Source organism: Helicobacter sp. MIT 03-1616 (genome assembly GCF_000765685.2).
GTDB lineage: Bacteria > Campylobacterota > Campylobacteria > Campylobacterales > Helicobacteraceae > Helicobacter_C > Helicobacter_C typhlonius.
Window position 1 is genome coordinate 217,143 of sequence record NZ_JROY02000001.1, and the last position, 18,400, is coordinate 235,542.

Genomic DNA, 18,400 nt, shown 5'->3' on the forward strand with positions numbered 1-18,400 from the left:
CATTTGGAGCATTTGTTAATGGAAAAAAAAGAATATCAAGCAAGTAATATTAAAGTTTTAAAAGGTTTAGAGGCTGTTCGAAAACGTCCGGGTATGTATATCGGCGATACAAACATTGGTGGCTTACACCATATGATTTATGAGGTTGTGGATAACTCCATAGATGAAGCTATGGCTGGATATTGTAATAAAATTAGCATCACTCTCACTATGGAGGGAAGCGCAATTATTGAAGATAATGGACGTGGAATTCCTGTGGATATTCACCCCACAGAGAATTTGCCCGCTGCTACTTTAGTGCTTACTACACTTCACGCAGGTGGAAAATTTGACCAAGATACCTATAAAGTTTCTGGTGGTTTGCACGGTGTGGGTGTATCGGTAGTAAATGCTCTCTCAAATCGCCTCATTATGACAATCCACAAAAATGGCAATATTTATAGACAAGAATTTGCAAAAGGTATCCCACAAAGCGATTTGGAAATCATTGGAAAGAGCAAAGAACACGGCACGACAATAGAATTTTTCCCAGACGGGGAAGTAATGGAGGTGCTTGAGTTTGATAGCGAAGTTCTTATTCGTAGATTCAAAGAAATGGCATATCTTAATCACAATATTACGATTCATTTCAAAGACGAGCGCACACAATTTGAGGAAACTTATCATTTCGAAGGCGGCTTAAAGCAATTTATAGAGGATATTAATAAAAAGCCTTTCATCTCGCCAATCATTAGCTTTGAAGTGAGTGAGCAAGATTGTGAAGCAGAAATTGCCTTAGCGTATAATGAAGGTTATGACGAGAAACTTTTAAGCTTTGTGAATAATATCCGCACACCAGATGGTGGCACACACGAGGCGGGATTTAGAGCAGGGCTTAGCCGAGCAATTATGAATTACATTGAAGCGAATGCAAATGCAAGAGAGAAAGATTCTAAAGTCAATGGCGAGGATGTACGTGAAGGGCTCGTGGCGATTATCTCTACAAAGGTGATTGACCCGCAATTTGAGGGACAAACAAAAGGTAAGCTAGGAAGTTCTTTTGTAAAGCCAATTGTTCAAAAGCTCACTTATGAAAAACTCTCAAAATTCTTTGAAGAGAATCCAAATGAAGCAAAAGCTATTATGCAAAAGGCAATTATGGCGGCGCGCGGTAGGGAAGCTGCGAAAAAAGCGAGGGATTTAACGCGCAAGAAAGAGAGTTTTTCAGTTGGCACATTGCCGGGTAAGCTTGCTGATTGTCAAAGTAAAGACCCAAAAGAATCCGAAATCTATCTCGTTGAGGGCGATAGCGCGGGAGGAAGTGCGAAGCAAGGGCGTGATAGAGCATTTCAGGCAATTTTGCCTCTACGAGGGAAGATTCTTAATGTTGAAAAATCGCGCCTTGATAAGATTCTAAAATCTGATGAGATTAAAAATATGATTACTGCCTTTGGTTGTGGGATTGGCGATGAGTTTAATCTTGAGAATCTCCGCTATCATAAAATCATCATTATGACTGATGCTGATGTCGATGGTAGCCATATCCAAACGCTTCTAATGACCTTTTTCTATCGCTATTTGAAGCCTCTTATTGAAAATGGACATATTTATATAGCCCAGCCCCCGCTTTATCGCTACAAGAGGGGCAAAAAAGAGATTTATCTCAAAGATGAACGCGCTTTGAGTGAATATCTTATCGAAAATGGTATTGAAAATTTTAGTTTCGAGGGTATTGGGAATAAGGAACTTTTGGAGATTCTCAAATTTATTTCACATTATCGTATGCTTTTAAAAGAGCTTGAAAAACATTATCCTATGGTGGAAGTGGTGCGCTTTTTTGTCGAAAACAAGAAGCTTGATAGTCTCTCTTTAAATGATTTGAGTAAAGAGATTGAATCTTTTTTACAAAGCAGGGAATGCAATATCCTCAATAAAGTAAGTAGTGATGAGCAGATTACACTTTATGTGCAAACCAAAGTTGGACTCGTGGAGCTTAGCATAAATGATAAGCTTTTTGATAATAATTTTTTCAAGGAAGCGCGTGCGGTTTATGGAAAAATCGCAGATAGGAATCTTGCATTTTTAGAGGGTGAAGATGTAATTGCATTCTTAGAAAAAATCGAAGAGAGCGCGAAAAAAGACGCGTATATTCAGCGATATAAAGGTTTAGGAGAGATGAATCCAGACCAGCTATGGGAAACAACGATGATGCCTTCAAATCGCACATTTTTGCGTGTGAAAATCGATGATGATAATGTAACCGATGAAATTTTTACACTCTTTATGGGAGATGAGGTAGAGCCGCGGCGCGCATATATACAAGACCACGCTAAAGATGTAAAACATCTTGATGTATAAAAGAATCTACTAAGAGGAAATGTGTATATCTTAGGTATTGACCCGGGCAGTAGAAATTGTGGCTATGCAATTATTGATTTTAGTCATACAAAGACTTTGAAACTCGTTGAGGCGGGATTTATCAAAATTAAAGAGCGCGAGTTACAAGCTCAAATCATTGAATTTGTCGAGGGCATCGACTTGGTATTGAAGCAGTATCATATTGATGAGGTGGCAATTGAAGATATGTTTTTTGCCTATAATCCTAAGAGTGTAATCAAACTCGCGCAATTCCGCGGGGCGTTGAGCCTTAAAATTTTACAAGAAATCGGGCATTTTGCTGAATACACGCCCTTACAGGTTAAAAAGGCTATCACAGGCAATGGTAAAGCAGATAAGGCACAAGTGGCTTTTATGGTAAAACATATTTTAGGTATAAAAGGCGAGATAAAGCCACTTGACATCACAGATGCCATTGCCATAGCAATTACACATTCCCAAAGAATACAGCCCTAAGGCGAAAAATGCAAAAAATCTTGCCTCATTTTTTTGACTTGCAACATAATATCAGCTACACCCTAAATGAAAATACCTTATCTCACAGCGGCAAAAAGCCAAAAAGCACAAATATTCTTTGTCCGCCTTTATCTTATTTCACATATTTTCAAGCAGAAATAGATGTGCAGGATTTGCAAAATGAGCATATTTCTTCATTTCTATTTTCGCTTGCTTACAAAGATTCTGTTTTATCTGCTCCGGCATATGCTTATGAGCTTTATTTCACTCATCGCGCACATCTTTTTGATGAGCAAAAGTGCGTATGTGAGTGCTTTTTTTATCATAAGCTAGAATGCACAAATGACTTTGCACTGCCAAAATCACCTATTATCACTTGTGATATATTCCTACCTTGTGCGCTTAAGGCATTTGATACAAATGCGGATTGTCTTGTATTTATAGAATCTTATCTCTGCTATTTTGAAAATAATGTGCCTAAAGAGGTATTATCTTGCAAACAGCACCTACGAACTTTTGCTATGCTCCTGCAAGATTCACAAAAACAAAGCCAAGAGGTTGCATTAAAAGAGCAACTAAAGGAATGGCATAGCCACATCAGCGCACATATTATATATTTGCAAGAAGCCTATAAAAAGTATTTTACACAGATATATTATTTTTTGCCGGAGGATAAAGATACTCTTACATCTTTAGCACATTTTTCACATAGCGCAGATTCAGTAGATTTTGCAGAATCTGCGGAGTCAGATTCTCATAATTCTTTGCTTATTAGCACACCTTTTACACAGACTCAAGCACTTTTTATCGCGCCATTAAGTGATATATGTGCCTTGAAAAAAGATTTAAGTCTGCAAGATTTTAGGGCAATGTTAGCTTTGCATTACGCCTTATTAGCTCCGCAGGAATCTTTAGCAAACTTCGCCCCAAAGTCAAATCCACGCAAGAGATTATATTACGCGCTTATGTGTGTATCAATTATGTTTTTATGCGTTTTACCTCTATGTCTTAAAATATATACTTATTATCTAGAGCACGACATTGCAGAGTTACAGGCTAAAAGTGAGGCACTTTTCACGCACCAAGATTCACAATCAAACCAACTTGCGTATGACACATTTGTATCTCTCACGCAGAGACAAAATGAACTTATTACAAACTTACAAGACTTGAGTCTATGGCAGCAGAGCTACAATAAGCGCTATGTTTTTATGCAAGATATATTCAACACTCGCTTTGAGGGTATAGCGTATGATGATGTGAGCTTTTATTTTAGTCCGAGTGTATTTGTCGCCTCACTCAAAGTCAGTGCACAGAATAATATTGATATTTCTACATTTCTAGCATATCTCAATGTCGGCACACAAAAGGCTTTTTTGCAAGATTCTAAAAATATGCAGAATGTGAAAGATTCTCTAAATAGGGATTCTACAAATCACATAAACCAAACGCATAATATAGAATCTTTCCACGCACATATTATCGTGGTGCATTATGCGATTTAAGCCACATTTAGCGTATTTAGCGCAGATTCAAAAGCATTTATATCATTTTCTTTCCACTAAAACTACACGCGAAAAATATCTTTTATTCACTGCCACGAGCTTATGTGTGATATTTATAATGCTTGATTTTGTGTATATGCCGCTATTTGAGCGACTTAGCACATTGAGGCAGCTACATTCTCACACGCAAAATGAATACAATCTCTCTCTAGATTCTGTGTATAGCGCGAAAAATGAACATTTAGAGCAAATGTACTCTTTGCACTCTAGCCTTGAATACACAAAAGAAAACCTTGCACTTTTGCAAGAATATTTTGATAATCAAGAGCCCCTGCTTAACCCCTACACTTTTATGCCCCCACTCATTGAGTTTGCCAAAACTTCTCATCTCACACTTTTTGCATTCACACCAAATCCCGCACTTAATGCTCTTAGTGTGGAGGGAATGGGGCATTTTGATGATATTGTTGCATTGCTTGCTTTTATAGAATCTCATCGCTTTTTTAGTATTGATTATATGCATTTTACATCTAGCCGTGAGGAATCTATATATTTTAGTCTGCAAATTATTGATTATCGTTTGCAAAAACAAATAAGCGAAGATTCACAACCTAAGCAAAATATCAAGGAGGTGCGCAAATGAGAGCAAAAGTAATATTTTTATTGCTGTTTTGCTTTAATGTTTGTGTGGCACAGGAAAAGGCACAGATTCGACATTATCTCACACTTTTAGATAATTTTTCTAAAGCCCAAAGCCTCGATAATCTCGCGCATTTGCAGAATCCTTTTTTGCATAATGTGGCTAAAAATCCATTGAAACTTCAGGCTATTGTTAATGGCAAAGCCCTTATCAATGGCGAGTGGTTGGAAAAAGGCACGATGATACAAGGATATAGAATCCTTGAGATTTATCCCCAATATGTTGAGATACAAAAGGGTAAGATTATTCAGCATATTGTGGTTGGTAAAGATATAAATGAATGATTGAAAAACAGGGCAAAATCCCGCAAGATGCGCGTAAAAATGCAAAATAAAACACAAAATGTGTAAGATAGGCATAATTTTGTTTAAAAATATCTTTTTAGCCCACAAACCCTTATATATTACTTTATGTCAGCTACAATTAATCCCTACCGCCAGTCTAATGTAGATTCACAATTCGCAAGATTTAGCCTATAGATGCAATGAGGAGTTAAAGTGCATACAAAAGCACATATAAAGGCATATAAGATTTTTTGCCTTTTTCTTGTCTGTTTATCGCCTCTTTTTGCGTGTGATACACCCATTCATATTCGCTCTAATAGTGATGTGCCTCTCAGTAAAATCATTGAGGAAATCGCCACACAATGCCACCTTAATGTTATTTATTTGCAAGAAAATACCAAAGCAATGCTTGATAGTAAAAAAAGCGCGATTCATATCAATAATAAGCCATTAAAGAGTGTTTTAAATAGCCTTATACTTGGCAATGATTTCTATTATAATTTCGAGCGCGACACGCTTAAAATCGGCTCACTTCTTACAAAAACTTTTGAGATTCACTACATTGCCACCACGCGCGTGGGTTCGAGTAATACCGACATAGTTTTTTCACAAGATAATCAAATGCAAAGTCTCTACAACACGAGCTATAATAGCAACGCTCCGCTTAGTTTTTCAAATTTTGAGCTAGATTCACAGGCGCATAAAATGGCAATAGGCAAGGCAACAACGAGTAATCCAAGCCTTGGCAAGAGTGGCACGAAAATTTATAGCATTGATGAGATTGACTTTTGGGGGGAGCTGCATAATGAAATTGCGGGTATCGCGTATGCTCCCGGTGATATGTATCAGCCTAAAAATACCGAACTAAAGGGCAAGACTAAGGATATTATCATCAACAAAGCCGCGGGGCTACTCACTATCACCGCTACCCCCTTGCAAATGCGCCGCGTAGAGGCTTATATCCGCAATCTTAACGAAAAGATTCAAAAACAAGTGTTGATTGATGTGCATATTTTCAATCTCCAGCATAATGACAATCAAACCTATGGTGTGGATTGGAATGAGTTTTATAAGTTGGGGAATCTTGCCACTCTTGCACCGAGCACGGATTCTAATAGCAACGCGAGTATAAATAGTGCGGGTTCAAGCTTTGCGATTAATATTTTCTCACAAGGCGTGAGTATTCAACGCATTGTTGAGTTTCTTAAAAGCTATGGCAGAGTGCAATCGGTTTCTAATCCCAAAGTGCTCACACTCAATAATCAACCTGCTATCATTAGCGTGGGGAGTGTGCTTCGATATTCCCAAAACACGACTTATCAAACTACCACGCAAGGCACTTCCATACAAAATAACGCCCAAGCCTACCCCTCTGTGTTTGCTGGAATCCTACTTGATGTAACGCCAAGCATTAAGGGTGATAGTATTATTTTAAAAATCAATCCTTCCATTACCAAAACCAAGGATATGTCTGTTGAAAATCAAACCACTGCGCTTGAAATGCCGCCAAATCTCTCCACGAAGCAGCTCTCTTCGCTCGTGCAGGTACAAAATGGGGAGCAGATTATATTAGGAGGGCTTATTGATAAGACGCAGGGGCAAATCACGCGCAAATTGCCAATTTTGGGCGATATTCCACTCTTTAAATATCTCTTTAGCTATAAGAAAAATATCAAAGAGACACAAGAAATGGTGATTGTCATTGCTCCGCGCATTGTGGATTTGCAGCCGCCAAGTCTTGAGGAGCAAAAACGTATTGAATCCATTATTGATTTTAGTAAAACATCGCTAGATGAAGTTTTAATACCAGCGCAAAATGCCAATAACGCGCAAGATTCTATACAGGATTCTACCAATGCACCCCAATGAATATTTGAGTGAGAATGTGGATTCTATACAATCCCCCACCGCAATTCATAATAATCAAAAGGCACAACAATGAGCTTCCCCACAATGAGTTTGCAGAATCTCGCATTGAATGAAGCTTGCCTCAATGCACTTACCTATAAATTCATAGAAAAACATCAATGCTTGATTTTTGCAATTAATGAAAATACAAATGAGATTCACATAGCTCTTAGCCCAAATTCAGCACCATTAGGGCTTATCCGCGCTCATATTTTGAATCTTTTCCCAAAGGTGCATTTGCATTTTTTCAATGCTTCATCGCAGGATTTTACGATTCAGGCTCATCGTATTTATCTTTTTCAGCATTTTAATACCCTAAAAATCGCGCTTATCAAGCAGCACACGAACCAAAATCAAAATGTGGATTCTATGAGTGCAGTGGCGTTATTGGATTTTATTCTGCTCACTTGCATTGAGCAAAAGGCAAGTGATGTGCATTTTGAATCTTTTATAAAAAATGGAGAGAGTGGGGCGCGTATAAGGGCACGTATTGACGGATTGTTGCAAGAGATTTTTCATTTTGAAAGCTATGTATTAGAATCTTTGAGTTCGCGCCTTAAGCTTGAATGTGAGCTTGATATTACTCAAACGCGCCAAGCCCAAGATGGGCGATTTAGCAGAATCTTTAATGATGTAGTTTATGATTTTCGCCTCTCGATTTTGCCCTCTTTTGGTGGTGAATCTATTGTGATTAGAATCCTCTGCAAAAATGCAGAAACCATTACTCTGCAAAGTTTGGGCTTTAAGAGCGCGCATTTAGCACTTATTGCAGAGCAAATAAATGCAAATAGTGGCATTGTTTTTCTCACAGGTCCCACAGGCAGCGGTAAATCAACCACGCTTCACGCAATGTTAGAATCCATAAAATCCCCGCAGAAAAAAATTATTACCCTAGAAGATCCTATCGAGTATCACACAGAGCTTACCACACAGGTGCTTATACACGATAAGTATGATTTTGGCTTTAGCAAAGCTTTAAGGGCATTATTGCGACACGACCCAGATATTTTGATGATTGGTGAGATACGCGACAAGCAAAGTCTAGACATTGCACTAAGGGCTTCCTTAACCGGGCATTTGGTGCTTAGTACTTTGCACGCAAATGATTCTCTAAGCGTGGTAGAGCGACTGCTTGATATGGGCGCACAAAGCTATTTACTCGCTTCAAGTGTGCGCCTTGTGATTTCTCAAAGGCTCGTGCGCACATTATGTGAATCTTGCAAAGTAAGTATTGAATCTCAAGTGGTGTATGATAAACTTTCAACCGCAAACTTGGCGCATTTGTGGGAAGATATAAAAAATGGTAGTTTTTATGCGCCCAGTGGCTGCGTGCATTGTAATATGCAAGGATTCAGTGGGCGCACATTGTGTGCAGAGGTATTGCCTATCTCGCCTATGCTTTGTGATTATATCATCTCGCCACACAATAAGGCACATATACTTACAGCCTTAAAAGAGAGAGGATTCAAAACCTTGCTTGAAGAGAGTATGGAGCTGCTTAAAAATGGACAAAGTAGCTTTGAAGAAATTTATAGGATTTGTCATATATGAAAAAATTACCACAAAAATACTTAATTAAGGGCATAAAGGATAATCAAAATGTGCAAATAACGCTCCTTTCGACTTCGTATGAGAATGCAAAAGAGCAGAGTTTGAATAAATACAATATTTATCCTATTGAGATTAAAGCCCTAAGTGGCTTTGAGTTTTTGCATTTGCAGATGTTGCGCTTTGATAATAAAATTACTTCGCAAGACATCAGTGCACTTTTTTTGCAAATCTCTATTATGCTAAGCGCGTCTTTACCTATACTCGAAGTGATTGAGGTTTGTGCAAAAAATACCAAAAAACCTCCGCTTAAACGCGTTTTACTTGAGATTGCTTATCGTTTGAATCTTGGGCAAAAACTTTCGGTTAGCTTCAAGGAGCATAGCGATATTTTTGGTGATATGGCGTGGAATCTCATAGTTTTGGGTGAGAAAAGCGGGGAGCTTGGCGAAATCTTTAAAATGCTAAGCAATCACTCCATAAAGGAGCATAAAAACAAAAACAGCATTAAACGCGCCCTTTTTTATCCTTTGCTCGTGCTTATCAGTATCGTGGGTGCGTTTGTGGGGCTCGTGCTGTTTGTGCTACCTGAATTTTTGGTAATGTTTGAGGAGGTGAATGCAAATCTCCCCATCTATACACGTATTCTCATTGCAGTGCAGGATTTTTTTACGCATTTTGGCTTGATTTTTATCGCTCTAGTGCTTATTGCGGGGCTTGTTGTGTATAGATTCTATAAACATTCCCTTGCCTTTAGGCACAAATGCCATAGTATTGCCTTGCGTTTGCCATTTGCGGGGGAGATTATCGAGCTCAATATGTTTTATCAATACACTTTCACACTTTTTTTACAGCTCAAATCCTTCACGCCGCTTGATATAGCCCTGTCCTTGAGTAACAATACCCTATCAAATCTCGCGTTAAAAGCACATTTTGTGCGGGTTTTAGAATCTGTCAAAAATGGTAAAAGCCTCTCCCTTGCGCTTACACAGGAAAATATCATTGATGAGATTTCTCTCGCACTTATCGCCGCTGGGGAGCAGAGTGGCAAGCTCCCCGAAATGCTTGAGGTATGCGCGAAACGATTTGAGCAAATTGCACAAGAAAAAATAGACTTCCTTATCTCGCTTATTGAACCACTCTTAAGCTTGCTTATGGGAGTTTTGCTGCTCTTTTTGGCACTTGGCATTTTTGTGCCTATGTGGGATATGAGCGCAACAGCTATGGGCGGCGTATAGGTGGCAAAAATTTGTAGGTAAAGAGATTTAAGGCAAGGGCGGGATAGAAACTAGCCTAGCCAATTAAGATATGTGTTTGGTGGTTAGAATCTTTATTACATTATTCTACAATCTTACCATTTTGGTCTTCTATGCTCCAACCATTTTCGTGCGGGATTATATTATAAGTCTGTGCGGTTTGCATATCAAAAACATAGCAGGGCGAGCTTTCAAGTTGCGCTCTTTGTGGCGGGATTACCTTTAGTCTATCGCGCACTTCTTGCATATCTTCGCACATCGCGCTAAAGCCACACATCATTAATTTGTAGCGCATACGATTCTCCTATTTTTAAGCTTAGAATGCCCTAAGCATATCCTCAAAACTTTTTTGAAAGGCTACAATTCCCTCATTTAAAAGCCTTTGTGATAACTCTGCTCTATCTATCCCCGTGCGCGCTATCTCTTGCCAGAATCTTGCTCGTGTGCTCGATTCTAGAAGTGATTTTTGCACCTTGTCTGTGCTTGTCTTATACGCCATTATGGCATCAAGTGGTGCAGTATTCACACTATGGGGCAAAATAAGCTTATCAATATAATAGCTTTTAACTAAATCATCGCCTTTTACGCCTGTGGAGGCAAAAAGTGTGCGGATATGGCTTTGATTAGAATTTTCAATTATCTCATAGCAATCCATTGCATTTATAATTCCCATTTGCGCCCTTAGATTCTCACTAAGCATAGCATCTGCCGCCCTATCAAAACGTGAGACAAATACGCTTATCACACCTTGGGGTTTTATAGAGTGAGAATCCGCAAAAGTTTTGCTTCCCTCCTTCATCGCTTGCGCGCATTCCTTTGCTTGAGCGGGTGTGAAAACCAAAGTTGCATTCACGCTTATGCCCCTTCGCATAATCTCGCTCATTACCTCATAGCCGACTTTTGTCGCTGGGACTTTTATCATTACATTTGGCATAGCAATACTTTGTTGCAACCTTATGCCCTCATCTATGCTTTGTTCTGCGTTATCGCATAAAAATGGGTCAATCTCAATGCTTACAAAGCCATTTGCGATATTTTGCTCCCATATAGGCATTAGAATCTCCGCCGCTCTTCTAATGTCCGCTATGGCAAGGTTTTCATAAATGCTTTTCTTGTCTTTGCCCTTTAATGCTTTTATAGAATCTGTATAGGCAGGGGTTTTGAGGCTTTGGGCAAAAATGCTAGGATTGCTTGTCGCTCCATTGATAAGCCTCGCATCAATAAGTGCTTTAAACTCATTTTCTAAAAAATCTCTTTGGATAAAATCACACCATAGGCTAAACGACATAGCCCACCCCCTTATTAAAGTATTTTATTTCTTGCTTTCATAGATAAAAGGCACGCTATTGATACCTATATCCGCCACCTTTTTATTGATTTTCATCGTGTCTTTTACATCGATGTTGAGGTATTTTTGAGGCACTTTGGATTGAGGTTTATAGACTTCTTTAAGCACATCAATTTTTTGCTTATTGTCCTTTACATCAAGCAGACGCTCTCGTATTATACTCGCCTTAACAGCAGAATCTTGCCCCAAAAAGCCTACTACAAGCATATAGACATTAGAATCTGCAAGATGCTTATCGATATTTTGTAGCTCTCTTTGACAAGATGGGCAGTTGGGGTCTGACACGATATAGGTGGATTTTTTCACATTCTTGTTTGGCGAGTTTAGCACGATATATTCGTCTTTTGGAATCTGTTTGAAAAACTTTTCAAGCGCAGCATCGCTCGGTCCAGGGTTATTATCTGCGTCTATTTGTTTTAACACAGAGCCAATTGTCCCTATATCCTCGCTTTTGTTGGCAAAAAACACATTTGACACACCGACAATTATCTTGCCGTCTTTGCTTGCAAAAATAGGCACTTGCATATTCCCCACATCAATCACCACGAGCTTTATATCAGGGCTAGACTGGAGGTTTTGAACTTTTAGAATCTTTACATTCTGCTTCGTGCTGTTTTTAATCGTTTCTTTGAGTGTGTCTTCAAAACTTGCGGCAAAACAAATACTCACACACACAAGACATAAAAGTAGCTTTTTCATATATATCCTTTAGGGTTAAGATAGCCAAATCACGCTATTTAAGCGCAGTTTAGCTTCAATTATCGCTTAGGGATTGTATAATGAATTAATAAATACAAAGGTAGCAGGATATGGAAGAAAAAGAAGCTATGGCGAGTGAGCACACACATAAACGCATTTTTAGCAGCTTAGGAGATAGGCGCACAAGCGAATCTGCCAAATCTATGTGTGGAGATGCAGATAAAGCAAATAAATATGTGGGCTGCGTCAATAACCGCAGGGGCGGAGATAGAATCTCGCATAGAAGCGCGTGTATTATCTCCTCTAAACATTATCCATACACAACAGTAAGATTCTATAATGCCTCTAGCACTCACCATAAGCAATGGCGCAATGAATTTATACTCTCGCTTGGCTCAAATATGCCAAAGAACAAATGCGATAGCATAGCGATTTTAGAGCTACTTTTTATACGTTTTAATGCCAATAAACGCATAGAGATTCTAGCCACCTCGCCCATTTGGCGCAATCCTCCTTTTGGATTTAAGGCACAAAATGACTTTTATAACGCGATTATGATTTGTGGTAGCAATATGGGGCTTGGCGAGGTGTATCGACTTATTTTTTATAGTGAGCGGTATTTTGGGCGAGGGCGCAAAAGGACTTTTAAAAATGCCCCGCGCACACTTGATGTTGATTTGGTTTGTTTTAATTCCCTGCGTGTCAAGCTACCACGCCTACAAATTCCACATAGTGGCTATTTCGCCCGCCCTTCAATAATGTTGCCTTTGAGTTTTATTAAGAGGTTGCAATAAGATTCTAAAATGCACAAGATTAAAGATTGTGCTAAGGCATACATTGACTTCATAGGTTTTAGATTCTAAACCCCAAATATTTTTCCTATTTACCCAAGCTATACAAAAAACATTTATTATTTCGCGCTTTATATCTATTAGGAAATAAGGATAACTATGACTTATAAAAATCTCGGCTTTGTATATGGGCTTATCATTCTTGCCGTGATAAGCGCAGTAGCGATGTTTGTCTCCAGCACACTCACACCATTTCTCTCACCCCTTATAGTCGGTATCTTGCTTGGCGCGGCACTATCACCTTTTTACCCAAAATTAGAATCTGCCTATAATATCCAAAGTGGCATTACTTTTGGGGCAAAAAAGCTCTTGAGGGCTGGGATTATTCTCTATGGCTCATATATCACCTTTGGCGAGATTGCAAAGCTCGGGCTCAATGGTTTTCTCGTCTCTCTCATCGTTATTGTCGTAGTATTTGTGTGTGCGCTCATTATAGGCAAAATGCTAAAGCTTGATAATGAAATCAGTATGTTGGTTGGCATTGGTAGTGCGGTGTGTGGCGCGGCAGCGATACTCGCTTTAGAATCCACCCTCAAAACCCACCCAAGTAAAAGCTCTGTGGCACTAGGATTTATTGTGATTTTTGGCTTATGTGGAATGATACTTTTGCCTATCGTGTATTATAGTGGCTTTTTGCCCTTGAGCGACTATCAATGGGGGATTTTCATCGGCGCAAGTCTGCACGAAGTCGCAAATGTCGTTGGTGCGGCATCTATCTCACCAGAATCCCAAAATGTGGCTATCATCGTCAAAATGACGCGTGTAGTGCTGCTCGTGCCGCTCTTGCTTATCATCTCTTATGTCGTGTTTAAAAACGCACAAAAACAACTTGATTTAAGTAATAGTGCAGAATCTTCAAAGCAAAATGCGCTCTATATTCCTTATTTTGCCTTTGGTTTTCTCATCGTCATAGGGCTTAATTCTTGGATTGACTTTCCGCCTGTGGTCGTAGAATCCACACAATTTGCCTCAAAATTGCTTCTTGTTTTTGCAATGGTAGCTTTGGGATTGCAGATTGATTGGCAGAAGTTTATCTCATTTGGCGCGAAGACATTTGTCCTTGCATTTATTTTGTTTATTATACTTATGCTCGGCACTTACGCCCTTGTTTATTTTATGTTTTAGGAGACGAAATGAAAAATTTAGAATCTGCTTCATTTGATACAGAGATTCAAAATGGTTATGTAATGGTGGATTTTAGTGCCTCTTGGTGTCCGGACTGCCGCTTTATTGAGCCTATGCTTGAAGCACTTGATAAAGAATTCGAGCAGGTGCGCTTCTATAAAGTGGGCTTTGATACAGAGTTAAGCCTCAAGGATAGATTTAATATCCGCAAGATTCCTACACTAATGTTCTTTAAAAATGGTGAGGAAGTGGGTGAGCGACTCATCGAGCCTCGCTCTATTGAATCTATTAGGGATATGCTCAATACATTGATAAAAGCCTAGAATAGTTTTTATGGATTCTAAAATGTATAGAATCTACGCAAATATTTATCACTCATTTTTTGAATCTGTTGTGGCTCAAAATGTATCTATAGCTTCCCCATAATCTCAAAGATTCTTACAAGGGCGCGTTTGCACCATATCGGCAGAATATTATAGAATCTCGCTCCAAAGGCGAGGAAACACGGAAAGGCATAACATTTTTTGCCTTTTCTAATCGCCCTATATATTTTCGCACCCGCCTTTTTCACACTCATTTGCGGTATCGCAGGGTGGAGATGGTCTGTAAGGGGTGTTTTGATAAATCCGGGGCAAATAGTCGTAATGCGCACCTCTTTTTGGGATACGCTTAGACTCTCCGCAAGTGCCTTTACAAACTGCTTTGATGCGCTATAACTTGGTGCATTTGGCAGGGCGAGGAGGGCGGCTATGGAGCTTATAAAGACTAAATGCCCTTTGAAGCCATCAACTTTCTCTTGTTTATTAAAAAATTCTAATGCGTAGAATGTATTATACATCACGCCCATTGCATTTGTGTGGCATATCTCAAAATGCCTCTGTATGTTTTCTTTTTCGCCCATTGCGATACCAGCATTCATAATCAGCACATCAAGTCGAGTGGCAAAAATTGCCTCGCACCACTGCTTAGATGAAACTTCATCGCTCACATCAAAGCTATGAAGGCGCACCTGTGCATTAGGATTGATAGCCTGTATATCTTTTTGTGTCTGCTCCAGCTGTGTGGTGTTTCGCCCCGCGATGTGTAGGAGTGTCGCCTCTTTAGCAAAATGCAGGGCTAATTCTCTGCCTATGCCACTACTCGCCCCTGTGATTGCCACGCAAAAAGATGCAGATTCCATAATTTCTCCTCTATGCGCCTTGTATTGGCATACTCTAACCAAAGTATGTTAATACAAAACATTTGTAGCAATATGCTACAATCCTGCCTTTAATTCGCGTTGATTTTGCATTAAAGGGGCAGTATGATAAACATTGCTATTAATGGCTTTGGGCGCATCGGGAGGAGCGTTGCGCGCGCGGTTTTAACGCGTGAGGACACAAAAGATTTGCGCATTGTTGCTATTAATGATGTGTGTGATTGGGAGATTTTGAGCTATTTGCTTGAGCACGATAGCACACACGGTATTTTGCCAAATGCGCCTACTTTTTTAAATAATGCCTTGCATTTTAGCCATAATGCCTTGCCTCCTATTGCTACGCTCAATTACAAAGATTCACAGAATCTCGACTTTGCCGCGCTTGGCGCGGATATTGTTTTAGAATCTAGCGGCGTATTTTTAGATTCACAATCGCTCACACATCACTGCCAAAAGGGCGTGAAAAAGGTCATTTTATGCGCTTCGCCTCAAGATTCTATGCCTATTTTTGCTAAAGGTGTAAATGAGGCAAACTACAAGGGGGAGCGCATTTTTTCAAATGCCTCTTGCACCGCAAATGCCCTTGCACCGCTTTGCAAGGTGATTGAGCGTGAATTTGGCATTGAGAGCGCGAGTTTTTGTATCACGCATAGTTACACAAACGAGCAGTCTTTGCTTGATAGTGTGTATCCAAATGATAAGAGACGTTCCCGCGCAGCGGCACAAAATATTATTCCCACGCACACAGGAGCGACAGCCACACTCACGCGTTTGCTTCCTGCGCTGCAAGGCAAAGTTGGCGGACATAGTGTGCGTGTGCCCGTATCTAATGTGCTTTTACTCGATATAACACTTATATTTTCCTCACACACGGATATAGATACATTGAATGCGTGTATTATCAATGCAAGTAAGGGGGAGATGAAGGATATTATCGGTATAGATTCTAAAAGTGGCGTGAGTAGCGATTTTGTGGGTAATCCTCATAGTGTCGTCTTTGCACCGGATTTAAGTTATATTGTCAATGGCAATATGGCGCGCATTATGGCGTGGTGTGATAATGAATGGGGCTATGCAAATCGTGTGCTTGATATGGTAAAAATATGCGCTAATGCGTGAAAACGAAGAGATGTATGAAACGAATATAGATAATCTTGGCAAAATCAACAAGGAGCGTCTAAAAAAGCTTAAAATTAATTCTTTGTTGCAGTTTGTCATCACTCACACGCCAAAATCCTACATCAATACTACGCTTTCTACCGCTCTAACTGCCGGGCAAGTCGGCGTGTTTAGAGTATATATTGATAGCGCGCAAATGCTGGGTTTTGGCAAAAATGCACGTTTTGTTGTGAATGCTACGATGTGCGATTTTGATACATTGCTACAAATAACTATCTTTCACGTGCAGAGCTTTCAAAAAAAGATTTTTGTGCCCCACGCGCATATATATATTATGGGAAAGATCGAGCTGTATGGACATCGTTACACGATGTCTCACCCAAAGGTTATAAAAAATATCAATACCATTTCGTTGCAGTTTAAGACTACCGCACTTACTGCAAAATCTATGCAGGGGCTCATCGATGAATTTGTGAGTATGGAGAATTTGCTCCAAAGCGGACTGCCAAAGGAAAAGGCGCAAAGAATCTATGAGATTTTCCACCCAGATAATGCGTTTTGTGCTGCCTTTAGGGCACAAAACACTTTTCCAAAAGAATATATGGAGGCATTAAAATTTAGCGAAATTTATCATTATTTGCGCACACTTTCGCGCAAGAAGCGATACTTTCCCTCCCTGTATCAATGCAAAAATGACATTGCGCCCTTTATCCAGTCTCTCCCCTTTGCTCTCACAAAAGGACAACAACACGCCATAGCTGATATACAGGAGGATTTAGGTAAGACAATCGCGGCGCGGCGGCTCATTATGGGTGATGTGGGCTGTGGCAAAACGCTTGTAATCCTCTGTGCCGTGATGATGTGCTATCCGCACAAAAGCATTCTTATGGCGCCAACAACCATACTTGCTACGCAAATTTATGAGGAGGCGCGGCGATTATTGCCAGATTCTGTGCGCTGCCACCTCATCACTGCAAAAAGTAAAGCAATAAGTAATGAGGTGCAGGAAGCGCATTTTATCATTGGCACACAAGCTTTGCTCTATCGCGAGTTTGAGCTAGAGGATTTGGCACTTGTGATGAGTGATGAACAGCATAGATTTGGCACAAATCAGCGACATTATTTAGAAAAAATGGCAAATAAAGAGAATATACCAAATCTTTTTGAATCTAGTATTTCTGCTAAATCTAATGTCCCCAAAGAAACAAATGATAAGAAAGCAAAAGATAAAGATTTTCATATGGAGCTACCAGATTCAAAAAAGGCGAGGGCGCATTCACTGCAGTTTTCTGCCACGCCCATACCGCGCACTTTGGCAATGATTAACGCTCAGCTTGTTGATTTGAGCGTTATTAGGGATTTGCCATTTAAAAAAGACATTAGCACATGCATTGTCGATAAGAGTTGTTTTAAGGCGATGTTTGCACATTTGCAAGATGAGGTAGCAAAGGGACATCAGGCAATTATCGTCTATCCGCTCGTGGAGGAGAGCGAGCATTTGGATTATCTCTCATTAAATGAGGGGCAGGGCTTTTGGCAAAAGCATTTTGAAAATGTCTATTGCACCTTTGGCAAAGATAAAAATAAAACACAGGTGATGAGCGATTTTGCTGCTAATGGTTCTTTGCTTCTTGCCACCACGCTTATTGAGGTGGGTATCTCTCTGCCTCGAGTTTCGACAATCGTCATTGTCGCGCCAGAGCGATTAGGATTAGCAACCCTACATCAGCTACGAGGGCGCGTAAGTCGCAATGGTTTAAAGGGATATTGTTATCTCTACACGCACCAGCCACAAATTGAACGTTTAAAAGCTTTTTGCGAGACTTTAAGCGGTTTTGACATCGCCGAGCTTGACTTGAAATATCGTAACAGCGGGGATTTGCTAAGCGGAGAGCGACAAAGCGGAGATGAATTTATCTATATTGATATAGGCAATGATGAATCCATAATTGCGGAGGCAAAGACTCTCATTAATTGGCAGGATAACACCCCACAGGATTTATAGCAAGATTCATTGCTTGGCAAAA

Annotated in this window: 17 protein-coding genes; 13 read left to right on the forward strand and 4 right to left on the reverse strand. The window is 39.8% G+C overall.

What is annotated here, in order from left to right:
• Nucleotides 1–18 precede the first annotated feature (18 nt).
• From gyrB to LS67_RS01115, 8 genes are all read left to right on the forward strand, one after another.
• Nucleotides 19–2,337, forward strand: a complete 2,319-nt coding sequence (gene gyrB / locus LS67_RS01080) for a DNA topoisomerase (ATP-hydrolyzing) subunit B (RefSeq protein WP_034328314.1) — start codon at nucleotides 19–21, stop codon at nucleotides 2,335–2,337.
• A 21-nt stretch (nucleotides 2,338–2,358) separates the two neighbouring features.
• Nucleotides 2,359–2,832, forward strand: coding sequence for a crossover junction endodeoxyribonuclease RuvC (ruvC, locus tag LS67_RS01085; protein WP_034328316.1), 474 nt, complete (start codon nucleotides 2,359–2,361; stop codon nucleotides 2,830–2,832).
• A gap of 8 nt (nucleotides 2,833–2,840) precedes the next feature.
• Nucleotides 2,841–4,337 (forward strand): hypothetical protein, encoded by a 1,497-nt coding sequence (locus LS67_RS01090; RefSeq protein WP_034328318.1) that lies wholly within the window; start codon nucleotides 2,841–2,843, stop codon nucleotides 4,335–4,337.
• Nucleotides 4,327–4,980: a hypothetical protein gene (locus LS67_RS01095; RefSeq protein WP_034328319.1), complete on the forward strand. Its 654-nt coding sequence runs from the start codon at nucleotides 4,327–4,329 to the stop codon at nucleotides 4,978–4,980. The genes LS67_RS01090 and LS67_RS01095 overlap by 11 nt, the downstream gene beginning before the upstream one ends.
• Nucleotides 4,977–5,321 carry a hypothetical protein gene (locus LS67_RS01100; RefSeq protein WP_052082188.1) on the forward strand — a complete coding sequence of 115 codons (345 nt, stop codon included), beginning with the start codon at nucleotides 4,977–4,979 and terminating at the stop codon, nucleotides 5,319–5,321. The genes LS67_RS01095 and LS67_RS01100 overlap by 4 nt, the downstream gene beginning before the upstream one ends.
• A 213-nt stretch (nucleotides 5,322–5,534) precedes the next feature.
• Nucleotides 5,535–7,190: a pilus (MSHA type) biogenesis protein MshL gene (gene mshL / locus LS67_RS01105; protein ID WP_081953909.1), complete on the forward strand. Its 1,656-nt coding sequence runs from the start codon at nucleotides 5,535–5,537 to the stop codon at nucleotides 7,188–7,190.
• A 69-nt stretch (nucleotides 7,191–7,259) separates the two neighbouring features.
• The gene (locus tag LS67_RS01110; RefSeq protein WP_034326335.1) at nucleotides 7,260–8,780 is read left to right on the forward strand and encodes a GspE/PulE family protein; all 1,521 of its coding nucleotides are present in this window, start codon (nucleotides 7,260–7,262) and stop codon (nucleotides 8,778–8,780) included.
• Entirely contained in the window at nucleotides 8,777–10,015 is a 1,239-nt protein-coding gene (locus LS67_RS01115) for a type II secretion system F family protein (protein ID WP_034326338.1), read from the forward strand. Before LS67_RS01110 ends, LS67_RS01115 begins: the two co-directional genes overlap by 4 nt.
• Nucleotides 10,016–10,115: 100 nt before the next feature.
• Here the strand turns inward: LS67_RS01115 and LS67_RS01120 are convergent, their stop codons facing one another.
• From LS67_RS01120 to LS67_RS01130, 3 genes are read right to left on the reverse strand one after another with little or no spacing between them, the layout of a single operon-like run.
• Nucleotides 10,116–10,328 (reverse strand): hypothetical protein, encoded by a 213-nt coding sequence (locus tag LS67_RS01120; protein ID WP_034326341.1) that lies wholly within the window; start codon nucleotides 10,326–10,328, stop codon nucleotides 10,116–10,118.
• A 21-nt stretch (nucleotides 10,329–10,349) separates the two neighbouring features.
• Nucleotides 10,350–11,321 carry a transaldolase gene (locus tag LS67_RS01125; RefSeq protein WP_034326344.1) on the reverse strand — a complete coding sequence of 324 codons (972 nt, stop codon included), beginning with the start codon at nucleotides 11,319–11,321 and terminating at the stop codon, nucleotides 10,350–10,352.
• Between the two features lie 24 nt (nucleotides 11,322–11,345).
• Nucleotides 11,346–12,080 (reverse strand): protein disulfide-isomerase, encoded by a 735-nt coding sequence (locus tag LS67_RS01130; RefSeq protein ID WP_034326346.1) that lies wholly within the window; start codon nucleotides 12,078–12,080, stop codon nucleotides 11,346–11,348.
• 110 nt (nucleotides 12,081–12,190) lie between these two features.
• Between LS67_RS01130 and folK the strand changes: the two genes are divergently transcribed.
• The 3 genes from folK (at nucleotide 12,191) to LS67_RS01145 (ending at nucleotide 14,379) form a co-directional block, all read left to right on the forward strand.
• Nucleotides 12,191–12,874: a 2-amino-4-hydroxy-6-hydroxymethyldihydropteridine diphosphokinase gene (folK, locus tag LS67_RS01135; protein ID WP_231944791.1), complete on the forward strand. Its 684-nt coding sequence runs from the start codon at nucleotides 12,191–12,193 to the stop codon at nucleotides 12,872–12,874.
• Between the two features lie 156 nt (nucleotides 12,875–13,030).
• Nucleotides 13,031–14,056 (forward strand): YeiH family protein, encoded by a 1,026-nt coding sequence (locus LS67_RS01140; protein WP_034326347.1) that lies wholly within the window; start codon nucleotides 13,031–13,033, stop codon nucleotides 14,054–14,056.
• Between the two features lie 8 nt (nucleotides 14,057–14,064).
• On the forward strand, nucleotides 14,065–14,379 hold the full coding sequence (locus LS67_RS01145; RefSeq protein ID WP_034326349.1) for a thioredoxin family protein: 315 nt from the start codon (nucleotides 14,065–14,067) through the stop codon (nucleotides 14,377–14,379).
• 86 nt (nucleotides 14,380–14,465) lie between these two features.
• Here the strand turns inward: LS67_RS01145 and LS67_RS01150 are convergent, their stop codons facing one another.
• Entirely contained in the window at nucleotides 14,466–15,236 is a 771-nt protein-coding gene (locus tag LS67_RS01150) for an SDR family NAD(P)-dependent oxidoreductase (RefSeq protein WP_034326352.1), read from the reverse strand.
• Nucleotides 15,237–15,359: 123 nt separating this feature from the next.
• On the opposite strand from LS67_RS01150, the gene LS67_RS01155 reads away from it, so the two are divergent.
• Nucleotides 15,360–16,373: a type I glyceraldehyde-3-phosphate dehydrogenase gene (locus LS67_RS01155; RefSeq protein ID WP_034326354.1), complete on the forward strand. Its 1,014-nt coding sequence runs from the start codon at nucleotides 15,360–15,362 to the stop codon at nucleotides 16,371–16,373.
• A complete protein-coding gene (locus LS67_RS01160; RefSeq protein WP_236096317.1) occupies nucleotides 16,366–18,378 on the forward strand; it encodes an ATP-dependent DNA helicase RecG in 2,013 nt (670 codons plus the stop codon). Before LS67_RS01155 ends, LS67_RS01160 begins: the two co-directional genes overlap by 8 nt.
• Nucleotides 18,379–18,400: the final 22 nt, after the last annotated feature.